This is a genomic window from Streptomyces sp. NBC_00212 (genome assembly GCF_045206365.1).
Lineage (GTDB): Bacteria > Actinomycetota > Actinomycetes > Streptomycetales > Streptomycetaceae > Streptomyces.
Genome location: NZ_CP108115.1, coordinates 5,507,423 through 5,525,048, shown reverse-complemented (window position 1 = coordinate 5,525,048; position 17,626 = coordinate 5,507,423). Strand labels below are relative to the sequence as shown.

The 17,626-nt window shown below is 71.2% G+C and carries 15 protein-coding genes and 1 tRNA gene; 11 read left to right on the top strand and 5 right to left on the bottom strand.

Going from position 1 to position 17,626, the window contains the following annotated elements; genetic code table 11:
- The first annotated feature begins 188 nt into the window (after positions 1 to 188).
- The gene (locus tag OHA17_RS25355) at positions 189 to 1,904 is read left to right on the top strand and encodes a putative bifunctional diguanylate cyclase/phosphodiesterase (protein WP_406510810.1); all 1,716 of its coding nucleotides are present in this window, start codon (positions 189 to 191) and stop codon (positions 1,902 to 1,904) included.
- A 77-nt stretch (positions 1,905 to 1,981) separates the two neighbouring features.
- Here OHA17_RS25355 and OHA17_RS25350 read toward each other — a convergent pair whose 3' ends face one another.
- On the bottom strand, positions 1,982 to 3,673 hold the full coding sequence (locus OHA17_RS25350; protein ID WP_406508499.1) for a glycosyl hydrolase family 18 protein: 1,692 nt from the start codon (positions 3,671 to 3,673) through the stop codon (positions 1,982 to 1,984).
- Between the two features lie 269 nt (positions 3,674 to 3,942).
- On the opposite strand from OHA17_RS25350, the gene OHA17_RS25345 reads away from it, so the two are divergent.
- Positions 3,943 to 4,491: an NADPH-dependent FMN reductase gene (locus tag OHA17_RS25345; protein WP_406508498.1), complete on the top strand. Its 549-nt coding sequence runs from the start codon at positions 3,943 to 3,945 to the stop codon at positions 4,489 to 4,491.
- 268 nt (positions 4,492 to 4,759) lie between these two features.
- On the opposite strand, the gene OHA17_RS25340 is transcribed toward OHA17_RS25345, so the two are convergent.
- Positions 4,760 to 5,821, bottom strand: coding sequence for an LLM class flavin-dependent oxidoreductase (locus OHA17_RS25340; protein WP_406508497.1), 1,062 nt, complete (start codon positions 5,819 to 5,821; stop codon positions 4,760 to 4,762).
- A 350-nt stretch (positions 5,822 to 6,171) separates the two neighbouring features.
- On the opposite strand from OHA17_RS25340, the gene OHA17_RS25335 reads away from it, so the two are divergent.
- The 9 genes from OHA17_RS25335 to OHA17_RS25295 all read left to right on the top strand — a co-directional run bounded on the left by OHA17_RS25335 (position 6,172) and on the right by OHA17_RS25295 (position 14,013).
- A complete protein-coding gene (locus tag OHA17_RS25335; protein ID WP_406508496.1) occupies positions 6,172 to 7,572 on the top strand; it encodes an amidase in 1,401 nt (466 codons plus the stop codon).
- Positions 7,573 to 7,648: 76 nt separating this feature from the next.
- Positions 7,649 to 8,527, top strand: a complete 879-nt coding sequence (ehuB, locus tag OHA17_RS25330; RefSeq protein ID WP_406508495.1) for an ectoine/hydroxyectoine ABC transporter substrate-binding protein EhuB — start codon at positions 7,649 to 7,651, stop codon at positions 8,525 to 8,527.
- The gene (gene ehuC, locus OHA17_RS25325; RefSeq protein ID WP_398872182.1) at positions 8,524 to 9,180 is read left to right on the top strand and encodes an ectoine/hydroxyectoine ABC transporter permease subunit EhuC; all 657 of its coding nucleotides are present in this window, start codon (positions 8,524 to 8,526) and stop codon (positions 9,178 to 9,180) included. Before ehuB ends, ehuC begins: the two co-directional genes overlap by 4 nt.
- Positions 9,177 to 9,827 (top strand): ectoine/hydroxyectoine ABC transporter permease subunit EhuD, encoded by a 651-nt coding sequence (gene ehuD / locus OHA17_RS25320; protein WP_398872184.1) that lies wholly within the window; start codon positions 9,177 to 9,179, stop codon positions 9,825 to 9,827. Before ehuC ends, ehuD begins: the two co-directional genes overlap by 4 nt.
- A complete protein-coding gene (locus tag OHA17_RS25315; RefSeq protein ID WP_406508494.1) occupies positions 9,817 to 10,599 on the top strand; it encodes an amino acid ABC transporter ATP-binding protein in 783 nt (260 codons plus the stop codon). The genes ehuD and OHA17_RS25315 overlap by 11 nt, the downstream gene beginning before the upstream one ends.
- 211 nt (positions 10,600 to 10,810) lie before the next feature.
- Positions 10,811 to 11,569: an IclR family transcriptional regulator gene (locus tag OHA17_RS25310; RefSeq protein WP_189966364.1), complete on the top strand. Its 759-nt coding sequence runs from the start codon at positions 10,811 to 10,813 to the stop codon at positions 11,567 to 11,569.
- Positions 11,570 to 11,644: 75 nt separating this feature from the next.
- Positions 11,645 to 11,718, top strand: a tRNA-Lys gene (locus OHA17_RS25305).
- A gap of 117 nt (positions 11,719 to 11,835) precedes the next feature.
- A complete protein-coding gene (locus OHA17_RS25300; protein ID WP_406508493.1) occupies positions 11,836 to 12,300 on the top strand; it encodes a group II truncated hemoglobin in 465 nt (154 codons plus the stop codon).
- A 129-nt stretch (positions 12,301 to 12,429) separates the two neighbouring features.
- Positions 12,430 to 14,013, top strand: coding sequence for an MFS transporter (locus tag OHA17_RS25295; protein ID WP_406508492.1), 1,584 nt, complete (start codon positions 12,430 to 12,432; stop codon positions 14,011 to 14,013).
- A gap of 96 nt (positions 14,014 to 14,109) precedes the next feature.
- Here OHA17_RS25295 and OHA17_RS25290 read toward each other — a convergent pair whose 3' ends face one another.
- The 3 genes from OHA17_RS25290 to OHA17_RS25280 all read right to left on the bottom strand — a co-directional run bounded on the left by OHA17_RS25290 (position 14,110) and on the right by OHA17_RS25280 (position 17,614).
- Complete coding sequence (locus OHA17_RS25290; RefSeq protein ID WP_406508491.1) at positions 14,110 to 15,069, bottom strand: SGNH/GDSL hydrolase family protein; 960 nt, start codon at positions 15,067 to 15,069, stop codon at positions 14,110 to 14,112.
- A 224-nt stretch (positions 15,070 to 15,293) separates the two neighbouring features.
- The gene (locus OHA17_RS25285; protein ID WP_406508490.1) at positions 15,294 to 16,988 is read right to left on the bottom strand and encodes an AMP-binding protein; all 1,695 of its coding nucleotides are present in this window, start codon (positions 16,986 to 16,988) and stop codon (positions 15,294 to 15,296) included.
- A 26-nt stretch (positions 16,989 to 17,014) separates the two neighbouring features.
- Positions 17,015 to 17,614, bottom strand: a complete 600-nt coding sequence (locus OHA17_RS25280; protein ID WP_406508489.1) for a lytic polysaccharide monooxygenase — start codon at positions 17,612 to 17,614, stop codon at positions 17,015 to 17,017.
- Positions 17,615 to 17,626: the final 12 nt, after the last annotated feature.

The following is a 17,626-nucleotide window of genomic DNA, read 5'->3' as shown; positions in this document are numbered from 1 at the left end:
GCCCTCCGGAACCTGCCGGAAACCCCCCGCCCGAACATCCGCCGGAACCGACCGGCCCCGCGCCGGACTCCCCCGCGGAGCAGCCGGCGGGCCCGCTCGCCGACCGGGCCGCCGAGCTCCTGGCCGCCCTGCGGGCCGAGCGCGCCGAGCAGGCCACCCAGTACGCGGCGGGGCGCAGCGCCTCCGAACTGCGCGACTACCGGGCCGCGTTCAACGCCGCCCACCTCGCGATGGCGGTCGTCGACCGCGAGGGCACCGTCGTCGCCGCCAACGACGCGCTCGCCGAACTCCTGGGCACCGACCCGGCCGCGCTGCACGAGCAGGACGCCGCCGGCCTCGTCGATCTGGCCGCCGACAACCGCACCTGGCACGCCTACCGCGAGGTGCTGCGCGGTGCCCGCAACCGGTTCCGCTGCACCCGCCGCCTCAAGCACCCCGACGGGCACTCGCTCTGGGCCGAGGTCACCGTCGCGCCCGTGCCCGACAGCTCCAGCGTGCTGCTCTCGATCGCGGACATCAGCGACCGGCGCGAGCTCCAGGCGCGCCTGCGCCACCTCCAGATGCACGACCCGGTGACCCGGCTGCCCAACCGCACCCTCTTCTTCGAGCGCCTCAACTCCGCGCTCGAAGCGTCCACTTACGACGGCGGCACCGGCCGCATCGGAATCTGCTACCTCGACCTCGACGGGTTCAAGGCGGTCAACGACACGCTCGGCCACCGGGTCGGCGACCGGCTGCTCAGCGCGGTCGCGGCCCGCCTCACCGAGTGCGCCGACCAGGCCGGGTACGCGCGCAGCGGCGGGCACCTGGTGGCGCGGCTCGGCGGCGACGAGTTCGCCGTCCTGGTCGAGGACTCCACGGGCACGGAGCAGCTGGCCGAGCTCGCCCGGTCCGTACTGGAAGCCCTCCAGCAGCCGTTCGACCTGGCGGGCCAGCGCCTGTCGGTGTCGGCGTCGATCGGGGTGGTGGAGCGGGCCGGCGCCGGCACCACCGCGACCGGTCTGATGCAGGCCGCCGACACCACGCTGTACTGGGCGAAGGCCGACGGCAAGGCCCGCTGGACGCTGTTCGACCCCGAGCGCAACGCCCACCGCATGACCCGGCAGGCGCTGTCCTCCACGCTCCGGCCGGCCGTCGAGCGCGGGGAGTTCACGCTGGAGTACCAGCCGCTGGTGGGCATGGCCGACGGGGTGGTGCACGGCGTCGAGGCGCTGGTGCGCTGGAACCATCCGCAGTTCGGGATGCTCCCGCCGAATCGGTTCATCGGAATTGCTGAAGAAGACGGCTCGGTGGTCCAGCTCGGCCGCTGGGTGCTGCGCACCGCGTGCCGGCAGGCGCGGCGCTGGCAGATCGAGCACCCGGACGTGCCGCCGGTCTTCGTCAGCGTCAACGTCGCGGTGCGCCAGGTCTGGGACTCCGACCTGGTGGCGGACGTCGCGGAGATCCTCGCGGAGACCGGGCTCCCGCCCGACCTGCTCCAGTTGGAGCTCACCGAGTCCGCGGTGATGGGCTCGGCGGGCCGCCCGCTCCAGGCCCTTCAGGCCCTGTCCGACATGGGCGTGCACATCGCGATCGACGACTTCGGCACCGGCTACTCCAACCTCGCCTACCTGAGCCGGCTGCCCGTCTCCGTCCTCAAGCTGGACGGGTCGTTCGTGCGCGGTTTCCAGTACGACGAGGGCGGCGCCCACCCCAACCCGGCCGACGAGACCATCGTCGAGGCGATGGTCCAGCTCGCCCACCGGCTCGGGCTCACCGTCACCGCCGAGTGCGTGGAGACCGTCGAACAGGCCTCCCGGCTCGCCCGGATCGGCTGCGACACCGGCCAGGGCTGGCTCTACTCGCGGGCGGTCGCGCCGGACCGGATCGCCGAGATGGTCGCGCTGAGCCCGCAGAAGGTCTGAGCGCCGGTACGTGGACGGCCGCCCCGCTCCGCCACAGGGCGAGGAGCGGGGCGGCCGCGTGTGCGGGGGCGCTCAGGTCAGCAGGCGCCGAGGTCCTGCCAGACGCCCCACTCGCCGGTGGTGCCGGGCTGCTCGCCCTGCGTCCACCACTTGGCCTTCCAGGTGTGACCGCCGTACGAGACCTGCGTACCGCCGCCGTAGGCCGCCGCCTTGTCCCACGCGGTGGCGGTGCAGCCGCCGGGGGCCGGGGACGGGCTGTTGGTCGCGGTCGGCGACGGGGAGCCGGTGGCCGTCGGCGTCGGGTCCGGGGAGGAGGAGGGGGACGAGCCGACCGCGGCCACGATCTCGTTGAGCAGCGTGGTGTTGTCGTCGAGGCCGAGCAGGCTGTACATCATGGCGCCGGCGAGGCCACGCTGGTGGGCATAGTCGGCGCGGGCCTGGATGGACTGCTTGTCGAGGCCGGTGAAGAACTCGCCGTCCTTGTAGAAGTACGAGGCCTTCGCGTCGGCGTCCCAGAACGTGGTCGCCGGGTTGTCGACGATGCCGCCGAGTTCCTTGTAGAGCGCGGTGCCCGCGACCTGGCTGGTGGGCCGGGCATTGGACGGGCCGGTCGCGGTCTGGGCGAGGCCGTTGTTGGCCGCCGGGACGCCCTTCCAGCCGCGGTAGTAGAACTCGTACCCGAGCGTGATCTTGTTGGCCGGGAAGCCGCCCGCGATGCCGTAGGCCGCGTTGCCGTCGATCCAGGAGTCGATCGCGTTGGAGATCGAGTACTTCTGGGTGCCGGGCTTGATCACGTCCGTCGGGTCGTTCGCGGGCGAGACCAGCGGGGACTGGTGGTAGGTGGGCCCGGTCGCGTTCCAGGCGCCGTGCATGTCGTACGTCATGATGTTGGCGTAGTCGAGGGACGCGCCGATCTTGTCCGTCTCGATGTTCTTGATCTTGTCCTGGCCGGCCGGGAGGGCCGCCGTCAGGAGGTAGTGCTTGCCGCCGTGCGCGGCTCCGTACGCATCCAGCTGCGAGCGGAACTCGGCCAGCAGAGCCGTGTAGTTGGCCTTGTCCTCGGCGCCGTAGTGGTTGCCGAGGTGGCCGTCGGGCGAGCCCGGGTACTCCCAGTCGATGTCGATGCCGTCGAAGATCCCGGCCGCCGTTCCGTCGCCGCCGTACCCGCCGTCGACCGGCAGGTTTCCGGCGATGTACTGGTTGATGCAGGAGGAGACGAACTTCTTGCGGCTGGCGTCGGTGAGGGCCGCGTCGTGGAAGTACTTGGAGTACGTCCAGCCGCCGAGGGAGATGTTGATCTTCAGCTTGGGGTACTTGGCCTTGAGCTGCTTGAACTGGTTGAACACCCCGACGATGGGCTGGTTCCAGGTGTCGGCGGCGCCGCTGACGCTGTCGGCGGCCGAGAACGACTTCTGGTAGTCGGCGAACGAATCGCCCGCGCCATCACCGGCGTTGGGGTTGTTGTCGTCGCCCGCCGCCTTGTTCGCCTCGAAACAGGTGAGGTTGGTGGGGTCGATGTTGCCGAACGAGTAGTTGAGGACGTCCAGTTTGCCCGCGATGCCGCGGGTGTCGAGGTGCTTGGGGTAGAAGGCGTTCCCGTACACGCTCCACTGGTCGTAGTACGCGATCTTCACGCCGCCCGTCGAAGGCGCGGCACTCTGGGCGGCGGTCGCGGCGGATGCGGTGCCCAGGCCCGCGAAGGCGGCCAGGGCGCCGGCGGCGAGCACGGCGGTACTCAGGGCGGCAACAAGGGGTCTGCGGCGGTGCAAGACGGCCTCCGGGGGATGCGGCACAGGGGGTGCGGGTGACGGCGGTTGAGGAAGTGATAGCGATCGGATCCCGGCCACGTCAATGGTCTGAACCAAATTGAGGACTAGACCAATCGGGAGGTGAATGCGCCTGTCAGGGGCGGAGTTGAGGCGCCTCGGGCCGCCCGCACCCGGCGATGACTGGCCATGCGCGGCCGCGGGGGCGTCGGGGGACGGGCTGGACCAGTCCTCTCCGGTAACCCAGGTTTTACCGACGTAGCATCGGCGGCATGACCGGCATCCCGACCCTCGTCCTCATCAGCGGCAGCCTGCGCGCCGCCTCCACCAACTCGGCCGTGGTCCGCACGCTCGCGGAACTGGCGGCCGGGCGCGCGAGGGCCGTCACCTACGAAGGCATGGGCGCACTCCCCCACTTCAACCCGGACGACGACACCGAGCCGCTGCCCGCGGAAGTGGTGCGGCTGCGCGCCCTGATCGCGGACGCGGACGCGATCCTGATCTGCACCCCGGAGTACGCGGGCGACCTGCCGGGCTCCTTCAAGAACCTGCTCGACTGGACGGTGGGCGGCGTCGAGATCACGGACAAGCGGGTGGGCTGGATCAACGCGTCGGTCGCCCCGACGGGCGCGGCGGGGGCGCATGCGGCGCTGCGTACGGTGCTGGGTTACACGGGGGCGTTCGTCGTGGACGCGGCGGCCGCCCATGTCCCGGTCCCGCGGGACGCGATCGACCCCGGCTCGGGCCTGGTGGCCGACGTGGCGCTGCGGAACGCTCTGACCGGGGTGGTCAGCACCCTACTGAATGCGGAACCGGCTTGATTTGAGGGCTAGTTGGGCCCCCAACCCCCCTTGCCTTTGGGGGCCCTGGGGAGGAACCCGCGCGCTCCAGAGCGGAGTTGAGCCCCATGCCGCCAAGGGGCGCGGGGAACTGCGCGACCAGCCACGCACGGTCCGCAGACGGCGGGAAACCGGCGGGAGCAGACCCCGGCGCACCCCAGGGCCAGTTGGGAACAACCGCTTCCGCCTCTGTCCGGTCGACCGCAGGCCGTCGTGGGCTGGTCGCGCAGTTCCCCGCGCCCCTAGGGGGTTATAGCTGGGGCAACCCGTACTCGTCAGCGATCAGCTCGTAGGAGCGCACCCTCACCTCGGGCCCATGCGCGTTGGCCGTGATCATCAGCTCATCCGCACCGGTGCGCTTCTGGAGCTCGTCCAGCCTCACCCGCACCTCCTGCGCCGTCCCGGAGACGACGTTCGCCAGCCAGCTGTCCACGAACTCCCGCTCCAGCGCGCTGAATTGGTAGGACTCGGCCTCCTCCGGGGTCGGCACGAGGCCCGGCCGGCCGGTGCGCAGGCGGACCATCGAGAGCGCATTGGTCAGGGTCTGGCGCCGAGCCTCCTTCTCGTCGTCCGCCGCCAGCGCCGAGACTCCGATCAGGGCGTACGGCGCGTCAAGGACCTGCGACGGCCGGAAGGAATCCCGGTACAGGTCCAGCGCCGGAACGGTGTTCGCCGCCGAGAAGTGGTGCGCGAAGGCGAAGGGGAGACCGAGCGTGCCGGCCAGGCGGGCGCTGAAACCGGAGGAGCCGAGCAGCCAGATGGGCGGCCGGGCCGAGGGGCCCTGAACGGGACCCGGCACCGCGTGGATGCGGGCGTACGGGTGCCCGTCGGGGAAGTCGTCGTCGAGGAACCGGGTCAGCTCGGCGAGCTGCTGCGGGAAGTCCTCGGCGCCCTCGTTGAGCCTGTCGGTGCGGCGCAGCGCGGCGGCCGTCGCGCCGTCCGTGCCGGGCGCCCGCCCGAGCCCGAGGTCGATGCGGCCCGGGGCCATCGCCTCCAGCGTGCCGAACTGCTCGGCGATCACCAACGGGGCGTGGTTGGGCAGCATCACACCGCCCGAACCGAGCCGGATGCGCGAGGTGTGCGCGGCGAGGTGGGCGAGGATCACGGCCGGCGCGGACGAGGCGACACCCGGCATGGAGTGGTGCTCGGCGACCCAGTGCCGGTGGAAGCCGCGCCGCTCGGCGAGCTGCGAGATCTCCACGCTGGTGCGCAGGGCACGGTTCGCGGTGTAACCGTTGCCGACGGTCACCAGGTCGAGTACGGACAGGGGTACGGGGGCGGTTCCGACCGCCGTCCCTCGAATCGCATCCACGTCCACCGGTCCGCGCCTCCAGCTCGTCAGGTCGTACGCGTTCTGCGTACGCGAAGCCAAACAGGAGGGTGACTCCGTTTTATTCCCGCGCCACGAATGGCGTGGCCGGGTCACCCCCGGCGAACCGAACCCCGCCAGGGGCGCGGGGAACTGCGCGACCAGCCCACGACGGCCTGCAGTCGACCAATACACATGCGGAAGCGGCTTCCCAACCGACCCCGGGGCGGGCGCGGCGGAGCCGCACAATGTCACAGCCCCGCGCCCCTGGCGGAGCTGGGGCTGGCCCCGCTCGGGGAAGCCGATCCTGCCCAGCCACGTGGCCCGGCACAAACATGGGTACGACACCATTCATGACCGAGCCGAGCGAACTCTTCGACCTGACGGCACGTCAACTCCTGGCCGGCTACCGGGCAGGCACCTTCTCCCCTCTCGATGCGACCCGTTCCGTGCTGGCCCGGATCGAGGCGATCCAGCCCCGCCTCAACGCGTTCGTGCGCATCGACACCGAACCCGCCCTGGCCCAGGCCCGCGCATCCACCGAACGGTGGCGTGCCGGGGAGCCCAAGGGGCTTCTCGACGGGGTGCCCGTGTCCGTGAAGGATCTGCTCCTGCAAGCCGGCGGGCCCACGCTCAGAGGGTCCAACACCACGTCGGAACAAGGGAGTTGGAACGAGGATGCCCCTGCCGTGGCCCGGCTGCGCGAGCACGGGGCGGTGCTGGTCGGCAAGACGACGACCCCCGAGTTCGGCTGGAAGGGCGTCACCGATTCCCCCCGCACCGGCGTCACCCGCAACCCGCACGACCCGACGCGCACGGCGGGCGGCTCCAGCGGGGGCAGCGCGGCGGCCGTCGCGGCCGGGGCGGCGCCGCTCTCGCTCGGCACGGACGGCGGGGGCTCGATCCGCATCCCGGCCTCGTTCTGCGGGGCGTTCGGGCTCAAGCCGACGTACGGCCGGGTCCCGCTGTACCCCGCGAGCTCGTTCAGCGCCCTGTCCCACGTGGGCCCCATCGCCCGGGACGCGGCGGACGCGGCGCTGCTCCTCGACGTGATCAGCGGCGCGGACTGGCGCGACCCGACCGCCCTGGAACCCCCGGCCCACTCGTACGCGGCGGCCCTCGCCGAGGACGCGGAGGCGGGCGTCAAGGGACTGCGCATCGCCTACTCCCCCTCCTTCGGCGGGCAGGTGGCAGTACGCCCGGCGGTCGCGGCGGCGGTACGGGCCGCGGTGACCCGGCTCGCCGACCTGGGCGCGCATGTGGAGGAGGCCGACCCCGACTTCGCGGACCCGGTCGACGTCTTCCACACCCTGTGGAGCGCCGGAACGGCTCGCCTGGTCGATCAACTGGGCGCACAGCTAAGGGACTTGCTCGATCCGGGGCTGCGGCAGATGGCGGTGCGCGGTGCGCGGCTCTCCGGGCTGGAGCTGCTCGCCGCGCAGACGGCCCGCCTGGAGCTCGGCCGCCGGATGGCCCGCTTCCACCAGCGGTTCGACGTCCTGGTGACGCCGACGCTGCCGATCACCGCCTTCGAAGCGGGCCGGGAGGCTCCGACGGGCTCCGCCCTGCAGCGCTGGACCGGATGGACCCCGTTCACGTACCCGTTCAATCTGACCCAGCAGCCGGCAGCGACGGTCCCGGTCGGCATGGACGCGGACGGCCTTCCGATCGGCCTCCAGCTGATCGCGGCGCGCTACCGGGACGGGGTCGTGCTGCGGGCCGCCGCGGCCTTCCCGGAGCGCCCGATGGAGTGAGCCCGACGGGCGGGCCCGGGCGGCGCCCCGAAAAATAGGGGGCATGGGCCGAGTAAAGGGGGGTAGCCGCGCCGCCATGGCCCGAGCTACCTCACGCCCCAGACCCTCCATACCCAGGCGAACCCTGCTCACCGGCACCGCCGCCGTCGCCCTCACCGGCGCCGCCGCCTGCTCCCGCGTCCCCCAGGGCGGCGCGCTGGCCCGCCTCAAGTCGCAGGGCGCGGTACGCCTCGGCATCGCCGGTGAGGTCCCGTACGGGTATGTGAACGACCAGGGCGAGTTCACCGGCGAGGCCCCCGAACTCGCCAAGGTGATCTTCAAGCGGCTCGGCATCGGCCGCGTACAGCCCGTGGCGACCGACTTCTCCTCGCTGATACCCGGGCTCAACTCCCAACAGTTCGACGTCGTTTCCGCCGGGATGTACATCAACAAGGACCGCTGCGCGCAGGTCCTGTTCGCGGACCCCGAGTACCAGATGCTGGACGCGTTCATCGTCCGCAAGGGCAACCCGAAGAACCTGCACAGCTACGAGGACGTGGTCCGCGGCGAGGCGCGGTTCGCGACCGGCACCGGCTACGCCGAGATCGGCTACGCCACCGCCGCCGGCTACCCCGAGAGCGACATCGTCATCCTCCAGGACCAGGTCGCGGGCCTGAACGCGGTCGAGTCGGGCCGCGTCGACGTCTTCGCCGGGACCTCGCTCACCGTGCGCGAGGTGGTGAAGAAGAGCTCGAAGGCCGAGGCCACCCAGCCGTTCGCGGCGGTCGTCGACGGCAAGAAGAAGATCGACGGCGGCGGCTTCGCCTTCCGGCCCACCGACGGCCCGCTGCGCGACGCCTTCAACACCGAGATCCACCGCATGAAGCAGAGCGGCGAGCTGTTCCGGATCCTGCGGCCGTTCGGCTTCACGCAGGCCGAGATGACCACCCTGACCGCCAAGGAGCTGTGCCGATGACGGCGGGACTGTGGCAGCACTGGGTGCTGCCGGGAATCTGGATCACGGTCCAACTGACCGTGTACAGCGCTGTGTTGGCGGCAGCGGTAGCGTTCGGCGTCGGCATCGCCCGCACCCACCGCTCGCGCCTGGTGCGCTTCCTTGCGGCCGCGTACACGGAGATCTTCCGCGGGACCTCGGCCCTTGTCCTGATGTTCTGGCTGTTCTTCGTGCTGCCGCCGCTCGCGGGCTGGCAGCTCGTCCCGATGTGGGCGGCGGTGCTCGCGCTCGGCCTCTCCTACGGTGCGTACGGCGCGGAGATCGTGCGCGGCGCGCTGAATTCGGTGGCGCCCGCCCAGCGCGAGGCCGGCATCGCGCTGAGCTTCACGCCCTGGCAGCGGATGCGTCTCGTGCTGCTGCCGCAGGCGGTGCCGGAGATGATCCCGCCGTTCTGCAACCTGCTCGTCGAACTGCTCAAGGGGACCGCCCTGGTCTCGCTGCTCGGGGTGGGCGACGTGTCGTTCGCGGCGTACCTGGTGCGGCTCGCCACGCAGGACAGCGCGCAGATCTACTCCATCACGCTGGTCATCTACTTCGTCCTCGCCTTCGGAATCACCCGTGGCATGAAGGCACTTGAACGCCGCACCAAGGCGAATCTGGGGGTGGCCAAGTGAATTGGGACTGGTCCGCGGTCTGGGACTTCATGCCGCGCTTCGGGGACGGCGTGCTCACCACGCTGCAGATCCTCGCGCTCGGCTCCCTCATCTCCTTCAGCCTGGGCCTGGTGTGGGCGCTGGCCTTCCGGGCGCCGACCCGCTTCGTGCGCTGGCCGGTCAACCTGATCACGGAGTTCATCCGCACCACGCCCCTACTGGTGCAGCTGTTCTTCCTGTTCTTCGTGCTGCCGGAGTGGGGCGTGAAGTTCTCCGCGCTGACCACCGGCGTCCTCGCCATCGGCCTGCACTACTCGACGTACACCGCGCAGGTCTACCGGGCCGGCATCGACGCCGTGCCCAAGGGCCAGTGGGAGGCGGCGACCGCGCTGAGCCTGCCCGCGCACCGCACCTGGTTCGCGGTGATCCTGCCGCAGGCGGTCCGCCGCATCGCGCCCGCGCTCGGCAACTACGTCATCTCCATGCTGAAGGACACCCCGCTGCTCGCCGGGATCGGCGTCCTGGAGATGCTCCAGCAGTCCCGCCTGGCGGGGGCGAGCACCTTCCAGTACACCGAGCCGCTGACCGTCGTCGGCGTCGCCTTCATCCTCATCGCCTATCCGGCTTCGCTGTTCGTACGAGCCCTGGAGCGCCGCCTTGTCCGCTGACACCCAGATCGACCTGCCCGTGAAGAAGCAGAGCAGCACCGAGCTGATCCGCTTCGAGAACGTCACCAAACGCTTCGGCGACAACACCGTCCTCGACGACCTCTGCTTCACCGCCCGCAAGGGCAAGCACGTCACCCTGATCGGCCCGTCGGGCTCCGGCAAGACCACGATCCTGCGGCTGCTCATGACCCTGGAGACGCCCGACTCGGGCATCATCCAGGTCAACGGGACGCGGCTGCACCCGGCCGGCGAGAAGGAGCGCCGGGAGGCCCGCAAGAAGATCGGGATGGTCTTCCAGCAGTTCAACCTGTTCCCCAACATGAGCGTGCTGCGCAACATCACCGAGGCCCCGGTCCGGGTGCTCGGCCTGTCCCCCGACGAGGCCGAGGCGCGGGCGCGCGAGCTGCTCGACCTGGTGGGCCTGGGCGAGAAGCGCGACGCGAAGCCCACCCAGCTGTCCGGCGGGCAGCAGCAGCGCGTCGCGATCGCGCGGGCGCTGGCCATGCGCCCGCAGGTGCTGCTCCTCGACGAGGTGACCTCCGCGCTCGACCCGGAACTGGTCGCCGGCGTCCTCGACCTGCTGCGCGACATCGCCCGTACGACCGACATCACGATGCTCTGCGTCACGCACGAGATGAGCTTCGCGCGGGACATCTCGGACGAGGTGATGATGTTCGACGCGGGCAAGGTCATCGAGTCGGGTCCGCCCGAGAAGATCTTCGGCGATCCGGAACACGAGCGTACGCGTGAGTTCCTCGGCGCAATCGCCTGAGCACGCGCCGTGCACGACCCTGACCTCACGTTCCGGCCATCCGAGCGCCCCCCGATCGTGACTCTGGCATATGCCACGGTGGCGCGTCCCAGCTTATGGCCCTGGAACGCGCCATCAATCTTGTCAACACCCCCACCGGAAAGGGGTCTTGGCGGCTATCGTGGAACAGCAGACCTGCCACCTTCGCAGTTCGACCTGCTAGGGGGAAACCGTGGCGCTGAAGCCAGAGCCGACCGCGCCGTTCCATTCGGTGCAGTACGTCCTCCGAGTCCTGGAGGCGATCTCCAGGCACGGCGGCGGTGTGACCGATGTCCAGATCGCGCGCGAGACGGGCCTCCCCACCGCCCATTTGACCTCGATGCTGCTCATGCTGCGGCGCGAGGGATACGTCGAGCAGGTGGCCGACGGCGCCTATGTGATCGGCGACTCGATGGTCCTGCTCGGCTCGGGCGCCGCCCGCCAGCAGGCCCTGGAGACCAAACTCCAGGACACCCTCATGGCCCTGCGCGACTCGGTGGGCGCGGCCGTCTACATCAGCCGCTACATCGACGGCGAGGTCAAGATCACCCAGTACGCGGACGGGCCGACCGCCCCGAAGGTGAACGAGTGGGTCGACTTCAAGTCGGCGGCGCACGCGAGCGCGGTCGGCAAGTGCCTGCTGACCCAGCTCGACCAGAACGGCCGCCGCGATCACCTCTCGCGCCACAAGATCGCCCGGCTCACCTCGCGGACGATCACCAGCGAGAAGGTGCTCTTCTCGAAGCTCGACAGCCAGCCGGCCACCGTGCCGGTGCTCGACCTCCAGGAGTACGCGGTGGGCACGGTCTGCGCGGCCGTCCCGCTGACCGCCGGTTCGGCCGTGGGCTGCCTGGCCCTGTCGATGCCGATCGAGCACGCCCACCGGCTGCGCGCCGCGGCCGACACCCTCAACCGCAGGGCCGCCCCGGTGGTGCTCTCGCTGGCCATCTGACCGTCCCGGCGCAGCCCGGTCCCGAGGTGGTCAGGAGCACCCCGAGGGACCAGGTAGTATTTTCTCTGTCAGCAGGCGCCGCTAGCTCAGTTGGTTAGAGCAGCTGACTCTTAATCAGCGGGTCCGGGGTTCGAGTCCCTGGCGGCGCACAGACGGAGAAAGCCCCTCGCGAAAGCGGGGGGCTTTTTCGTACGTGCGGGCGGGTGCGCGGGGGCCGTGTGAGGCTGGGAGGCGTTGGATGCCGCCGCTTCCCGGAGGGACCCCGCATGACCCAGACCCCGTACGCATGGATGGGCGGTCAGGCCGCCCTGGACCGGCTGACCGAGGTGTTCTACCGGCAGGTGCACAAGGATCCCGTCCTGGCCGAGGTCTTCGCGAACGCGGGGCCCGACCACCCCCACCACGTGGCGATCTGGCTCGCCGAGGTGTTCGGCGGCCCCGCCGAGTACAGCGCGCACCACGGCGGGCACGCCCACATGGCGACGATGCACCTGGGCCGGGGCATCACCGAGGAGCAGCGCCGCCGCTGGATCGCCCTCCTGATGGACGCCGCCGACGAGGCGGAGCTGCCGCGGGATCCCGAGTTCCGCGCGGTCTTCGCGTACTACATCGAGTGGGGCACGCGGATGGCGCTGCTGTACTCGGGCCCGAACCCGCCCACTCCCTCCCCCGACGCCCCTGTGCCGAAGTGGGGGTGGAACCAGACCCCGCCGTGGGAGCCGGGGAGCTGACCCACGACAGCTGACCCACGACAGCCGCCGACCCACGACAGCGCGACTCTTCGAGCGATCCAGAAATTTATACGGACGTCTTAAACGCCAGTACTAGACAGACGTTTAAGACGCTCGTACATTGCTGTCATGACGAACTCGACGAGCACCACAGCGAGCACCACCGGCGGGGCGGGCCTCCGCGCCGGGCGCAGGGAATGGACCGCCTTCGTGGTCCTCCTGCTGCCCCTCCTCCTCGTCTCGATGGACGTCTCCGTCCTCTACTTCGCGCTCCCCTCCATCAGCCGCGAGCTCGACCCCTCCGCCACCCAGCAGCTGTGGATCATCGATGTGTACGCCTTCGCGCTCGCCGGGCTGCTGATCACGATGGGCTCGCTCGGCGACCGGATCGGCCGCCGCAAGCTGCTCCTCTTCGGTGCCGCCGCCTTCGGCGTCGCCTCGGTGACCGCCGCGTACGCCACCAGCGCCGAGATGCTCATCGCCGCACGGGCGCTGCTCGGGATCGGCGGGGCCACCCTGATGCCCTCGACGATGGGCCTGGTCCGCAACATGTTCCGCGACGACAAGCAGCGCGGTCAGGCGATCGGCATCTGGTCCGGCGCCATGGCGGGCGGTGTCGCGCTCGGCTCGGTGATGAGCGGGATCATGCTGGAGCACCTGTGGTGGGGCTCGGTCTTCCTGATCAACGTACCCGCGATGGTGCTGCTCCTGATCCTGGCGCCGCTGCTCGTCCCGGAGTTCAAGGACCCGGCGCCCGGCAGGTTCGACCTGCTGAGCGTGCCGCTGTCGATGGGCGCGGTGCTGCCGGTGGTGTACGGCCTCAAGGAGTTCGCGGCCGACGGCTTCTCCGCGCTCAGCGTGATCTGCGTCGCGGTGGGCCTCGTCCTCGGGACCGTCTTCGTACGCCGTCAGCTCACCCGGCGCGACGCGATGATCAGCCGTGAACTGTTCCGCCCCGGCCGGGGGTTCGGCGCCGCGATCTCGCTCAACACCATCGCCGCGTTCGCCATGATGGGCTCGGCCTACTTCACCACCCAGTACCTCCAGTCCGTGCTCGACATGAGCACCCTGCGGGCCGCGCTGTGGAGCGTCGCCCCCTCGCTCGCCATCGGCGCCGCCGCTCCCACGGCAACTGCCGTGGCGCAGAAGGTGAACCGGGCGTACGTCATCGCGGCTGGCTTCGTGATCGGCGCCGCCGGCTACGCACTCCTGGCGCTCGCCGGGACCGATTCGCTGTGGACCGTGCTGGCCGGTGCGGCGGTCATCGGCATGGGCATCGTGACGGTGATGGCCCTCGTCTCCGACATGGCGCTGGCCTCGGCCCCCGCCGAGAAGGCGGGCTCTGCGGCCTCGCTGCTCGAAACGGGGCAGGAGTTCGGCGGGGCGCTCGGCATGGCGGTGCTCGGCTCGATCGGCACCGCGGTCTACCGCTCCGACCTGCCGGCCTCGGCCCCGGCCGCCGCCCGCGAAACCCTGGGCGCGGCGGTCGCCGGCACCGACCGGGCGCTGGCGGGCCTCGCCCAGCAGGCCTTCGTGCACGGCATGCAGTACGCGGCGGTCGGCGGCACGCTGATCCTGGTGATCGCGGCGGTGCTTGCGGCGGGGATGCTGCGGGGTCCGGCCGCGGCGGCGAAGGCCGCGGCTCAGGCACAGGGCGCCGAGGGCGACGGCAGCGAGGTGGCCCCGGCCAGGATCTCGGAACCGGCGATGTGAACCCGGTACGTACGCGTACCCCCTGTGTCACCGAAGGGCCGGCCATCTATCTCCCGATGGCCGGCCCTTCGGGGCGCTCGACAAAGACGACGCGGGTCAACTACCCAATTCCGCAAGGACAGTTGCGGCCTGATGGTCGGCACCGAGGCGGTTGGGGTGGAACGGGACGGCGGGCCCCGGCGGGTTGCTGGACACCGGCATGAAGCCCTCGACCCAGCGTGTATCGGCGGCCTTGCAGATGTCGTGCCCGAGGCTTCCCCGGTACGTGTCGACGAACCGGGCCCCGCCCTCCGCCGCGGCGGAGGCGAGCATGGCGTTCAGCTCCTTGAGCCGGGCGCCGAACCAGGTCAGGTCCTCGTCGAGGATCGGCACCCGTGGATAGCAGCCGCGGTCGGTGGCGACCCCCGCCAGATAGTCGACGACCAGCACCGTGGCGTGGGGCGAGCGCTCGTGGATGCCCTCCAGTACGCCGGTGATCCGCGACTTGGCGGCGGCGATCTGCTGCGACATCAGGTCCCTGTCGCCGGGCCTGGCGAACCTGGTCCGGCACGGGCCGGCGAGCGGGGCGGGCAGCGGGTTGATACAGCCGAGCACCACGCCCTCCAGCCCGGCGTCATTGCCGCCGATGCCGACGGTGACCAGGTCGGTGGTGGGGGTCAGCCGGTCGAACTGGGCCGGGTTCACCCCCTGCGACAGCAGCAGCGCCTGGCCGACGTTCTGCGGCGCGGTCATCTCGGCGGTGGTGGCGCCGCCGCAGGTCGCGTCCCGGAACGCCGCCACACCGAGCCGGGCGGCGACCTGCTTGGGGTAGTTCCAGCTGCTCTGGGCACAGCCGACGGGGGCGTAGGTGTGATCGATGCCGAGGAAGGTGACATCGGCGGACCAGGAGTCGCCGAGGGCGACGTACTCATGGAACCGGGGGGCCTTGTGGGCTGCCCGACCGGCAGGCGCGGTACGGGACGCGGCCGTCACGGGGGCCGGGGCGGCGGGGGCGGCCGCGCCGGCGAGCAGGGTGGTGGTGAGGGCGAGGGCGGTGAGGAGGAGGCGGGGGTTCACGCGCCTATCCACCCATTGCGGGGCGGGGTGTCGGGGGACCCTGGCCGATGATTCACCCGGGCGCGGGATCAGGTGCGACTGGGCTGGCCGGTTCTGCCCGCCCCGACGGGGGGCCGCCCTGGGGCTCCGCCCCAGGACCCCGGATCTGCGGCTCCGCCGCGCGGCCTCCGAGGGTGAGGAAGAGCGAAGCCGGATCCCTGGGGCTCGGCTCATCCAGCGCTGCGTCACGGGCGGGTGGGTGGGCCCCCCGGGGCCCGGGGCAACTGCCCGGTGGCGTCCTCCTTCGACAGTCTCCGGTAGGACGCCGCCCCCGGCGGCCGCCACCACACCTCCCCCGCCCCCTCCCAGAACCCCTCCCGCCGCAGCACAGCCCGGTGCACCTTGTTCGTGGCCGTCACCGGAAGCCCCGGCAGCAACCTCACGAACCGCGGCGCCATCTTCGTACCCAAGTCCGGTTGGGTGGAGAGGAATTCGAGGAAGGCCGCCGGGTCGAAGCCCGGGTCGAGCCCGCCCCGCAGGGACAGTGCTGCCATCACCTGGTCGCCCGTGACCGGGTCGGGGACCGCGTACACCGCCACCCCCGTCACCCGCTCCCACCGCGCCAGGATGTTCTCGATCATCGCCGCGGCCAGGTTCTCGCTGTCCACCCGGAGGCGGTCGTCCGCCCGGGCCGCGAAGTACAGGAAGCCTTCCGTGTCGCGGTAGAAGAGGTCGCCCGTCCAGTACCACCCGCCCCGGCGGCGTTCCGCGTCCGCGGAGGCGTTGCGCCAGTAGCCCTCGAAGGGGCTGGGCCCCCTGTTCACCAACTCTCCTATCGCGGCAGCCCCGTTGAGGAGGCGGCCCGAGCCGTCGAAGCGGGCCCGTTCGCACTCACGGCCCGACGCGTCGACCACCGCCAGGTCGCCGCCCGGCGCGGGCCTGCCTATCGCCCCCGGTGGCGTCCCCGGCGTGCGCTGGATCGCGGCCCCGCCCTCGGAGGACCCGTACCCCTCGACGAGCCGCACCCCGAACCGCTGCGCGAACCGGTCCGCGTCCACCGCCCCCGCCTCGGTCCCGAACCCGATCCGCAACGAGTGGTCCCGGTCCTCCGCCCGCTCGGGAGTCGCGAGCAAGTACTGGATCGCCCGGCCCACGTAAGTGAAGTACGTCGCCCCGTACGCCCGTACGTCCGCCACGAACCCCGACGCCGAGAAGCGGTCCCTCAGCGCCACCGTCGCGCCCGCCGTCAGCGCCGGCGCCCAGTTCGCGATCACCGCGTTGCCGTGGAACATCGGCATGCAGATGTAGTGGACGTCGTCCCGGCCCGTCCCGAAGTGGCTCACCAGCGACTCGCCCGCCGCGGCAAGCCGGCCCTGGCTGCAGATCGCGGCCTTGGGGGCGCCGGTCGAGCCCGAGGTGAAGTACAGGAGGAACCGGGTGGCGGGGCCGACCGGGCCACCCACCGTCGACTCGCCCGGCTTCGCTCCCTCGTACGGCGCGAGGAGCTGCTCGTACGCCTCCGTGTCCGTCACCAGAACGCGTACGCCCGGCAGTTCGAGACCGTCGAGCAGGGGAAGGTGTACGCGCCCGGTGACCAGGACCCGGCATTCGGTGTGCAGGATGTCCCGGGCCAGCTCGGGGCCGCGCCGGGTGGGGTTGATACCCGCCACGGCGGCCCCGGCCAGAGCCGCCGCGCTGAGCCAGAGCGGGAATTCGGGGGTGTTGTCGAGCAGGACCCCGAGGTGCGGCTCGACACCTCGGGGCAACAGCTCGGTCAGGAGCGCGGCGCGGGCGGCGGCGCCCGCGGCGATCTGGTGGTGGGTGAGTTCCAGATCGCCGTACCGCAGTCCGGTCCGCCCGTCGCCCCACTGGCGCCGCACGTACTCCGACACGGTCGATGCGATCGATGCGGTCGACGCACTCTTCTTGATGGCGGTCATGGCGCCGCACCGTAGTTGACGAACTGTCAGAACTGAACGTCCGAGCACGCGTAGAAGGCGTTTCCGGTGTCCGCGATCGTCCACACGGCCAGGATGACGTGATGACCGGTCCGGCCGGTGGGGATGGTGCCGTCGTGCGAGAGCGTGGCCGGGGGCTGCTTCCCGCCGTACGGGACGATGAGGAACGGCTGGGTGTCGAGCGCGGCCCGGGTGAGTTTCCGGGTCGGGTCCCAGCCCTGCTTGGTGAGGTAGTAGCGGAAGTCGGTCGTGGCGTGGCGGGCGGTGAACTGCCAGCGGAACGTGTAGGTCTGACCACCCGTCAGTTTGGTGGTGGGCCAGCCGGCGCCGCCGCGCGGGTCGTCGAGCTGGGCGAATCTGCTGTTGCCGCCCGCGCAGATCGTCTGGTCGGCGGGGCCAGCCGCCGGGAAGCCCTTGGGGCCCTCGACGGACTGCGGCTCCCACTGGATGTCACCGCAGTTGGTGACCGTGCCGTTGGCGCAGAGCTTCTGCCGGCTGATCGGCTGGTCGGTGTAGCCGTGGCTGCTCGCGCTGCCGGTCGCGAGCAGGGACGCGCCGACGACGGCGAGCCCCACCACAGCGGCACCGAGCCGCTGCTTCTTTCGCATGCTGACCACTCC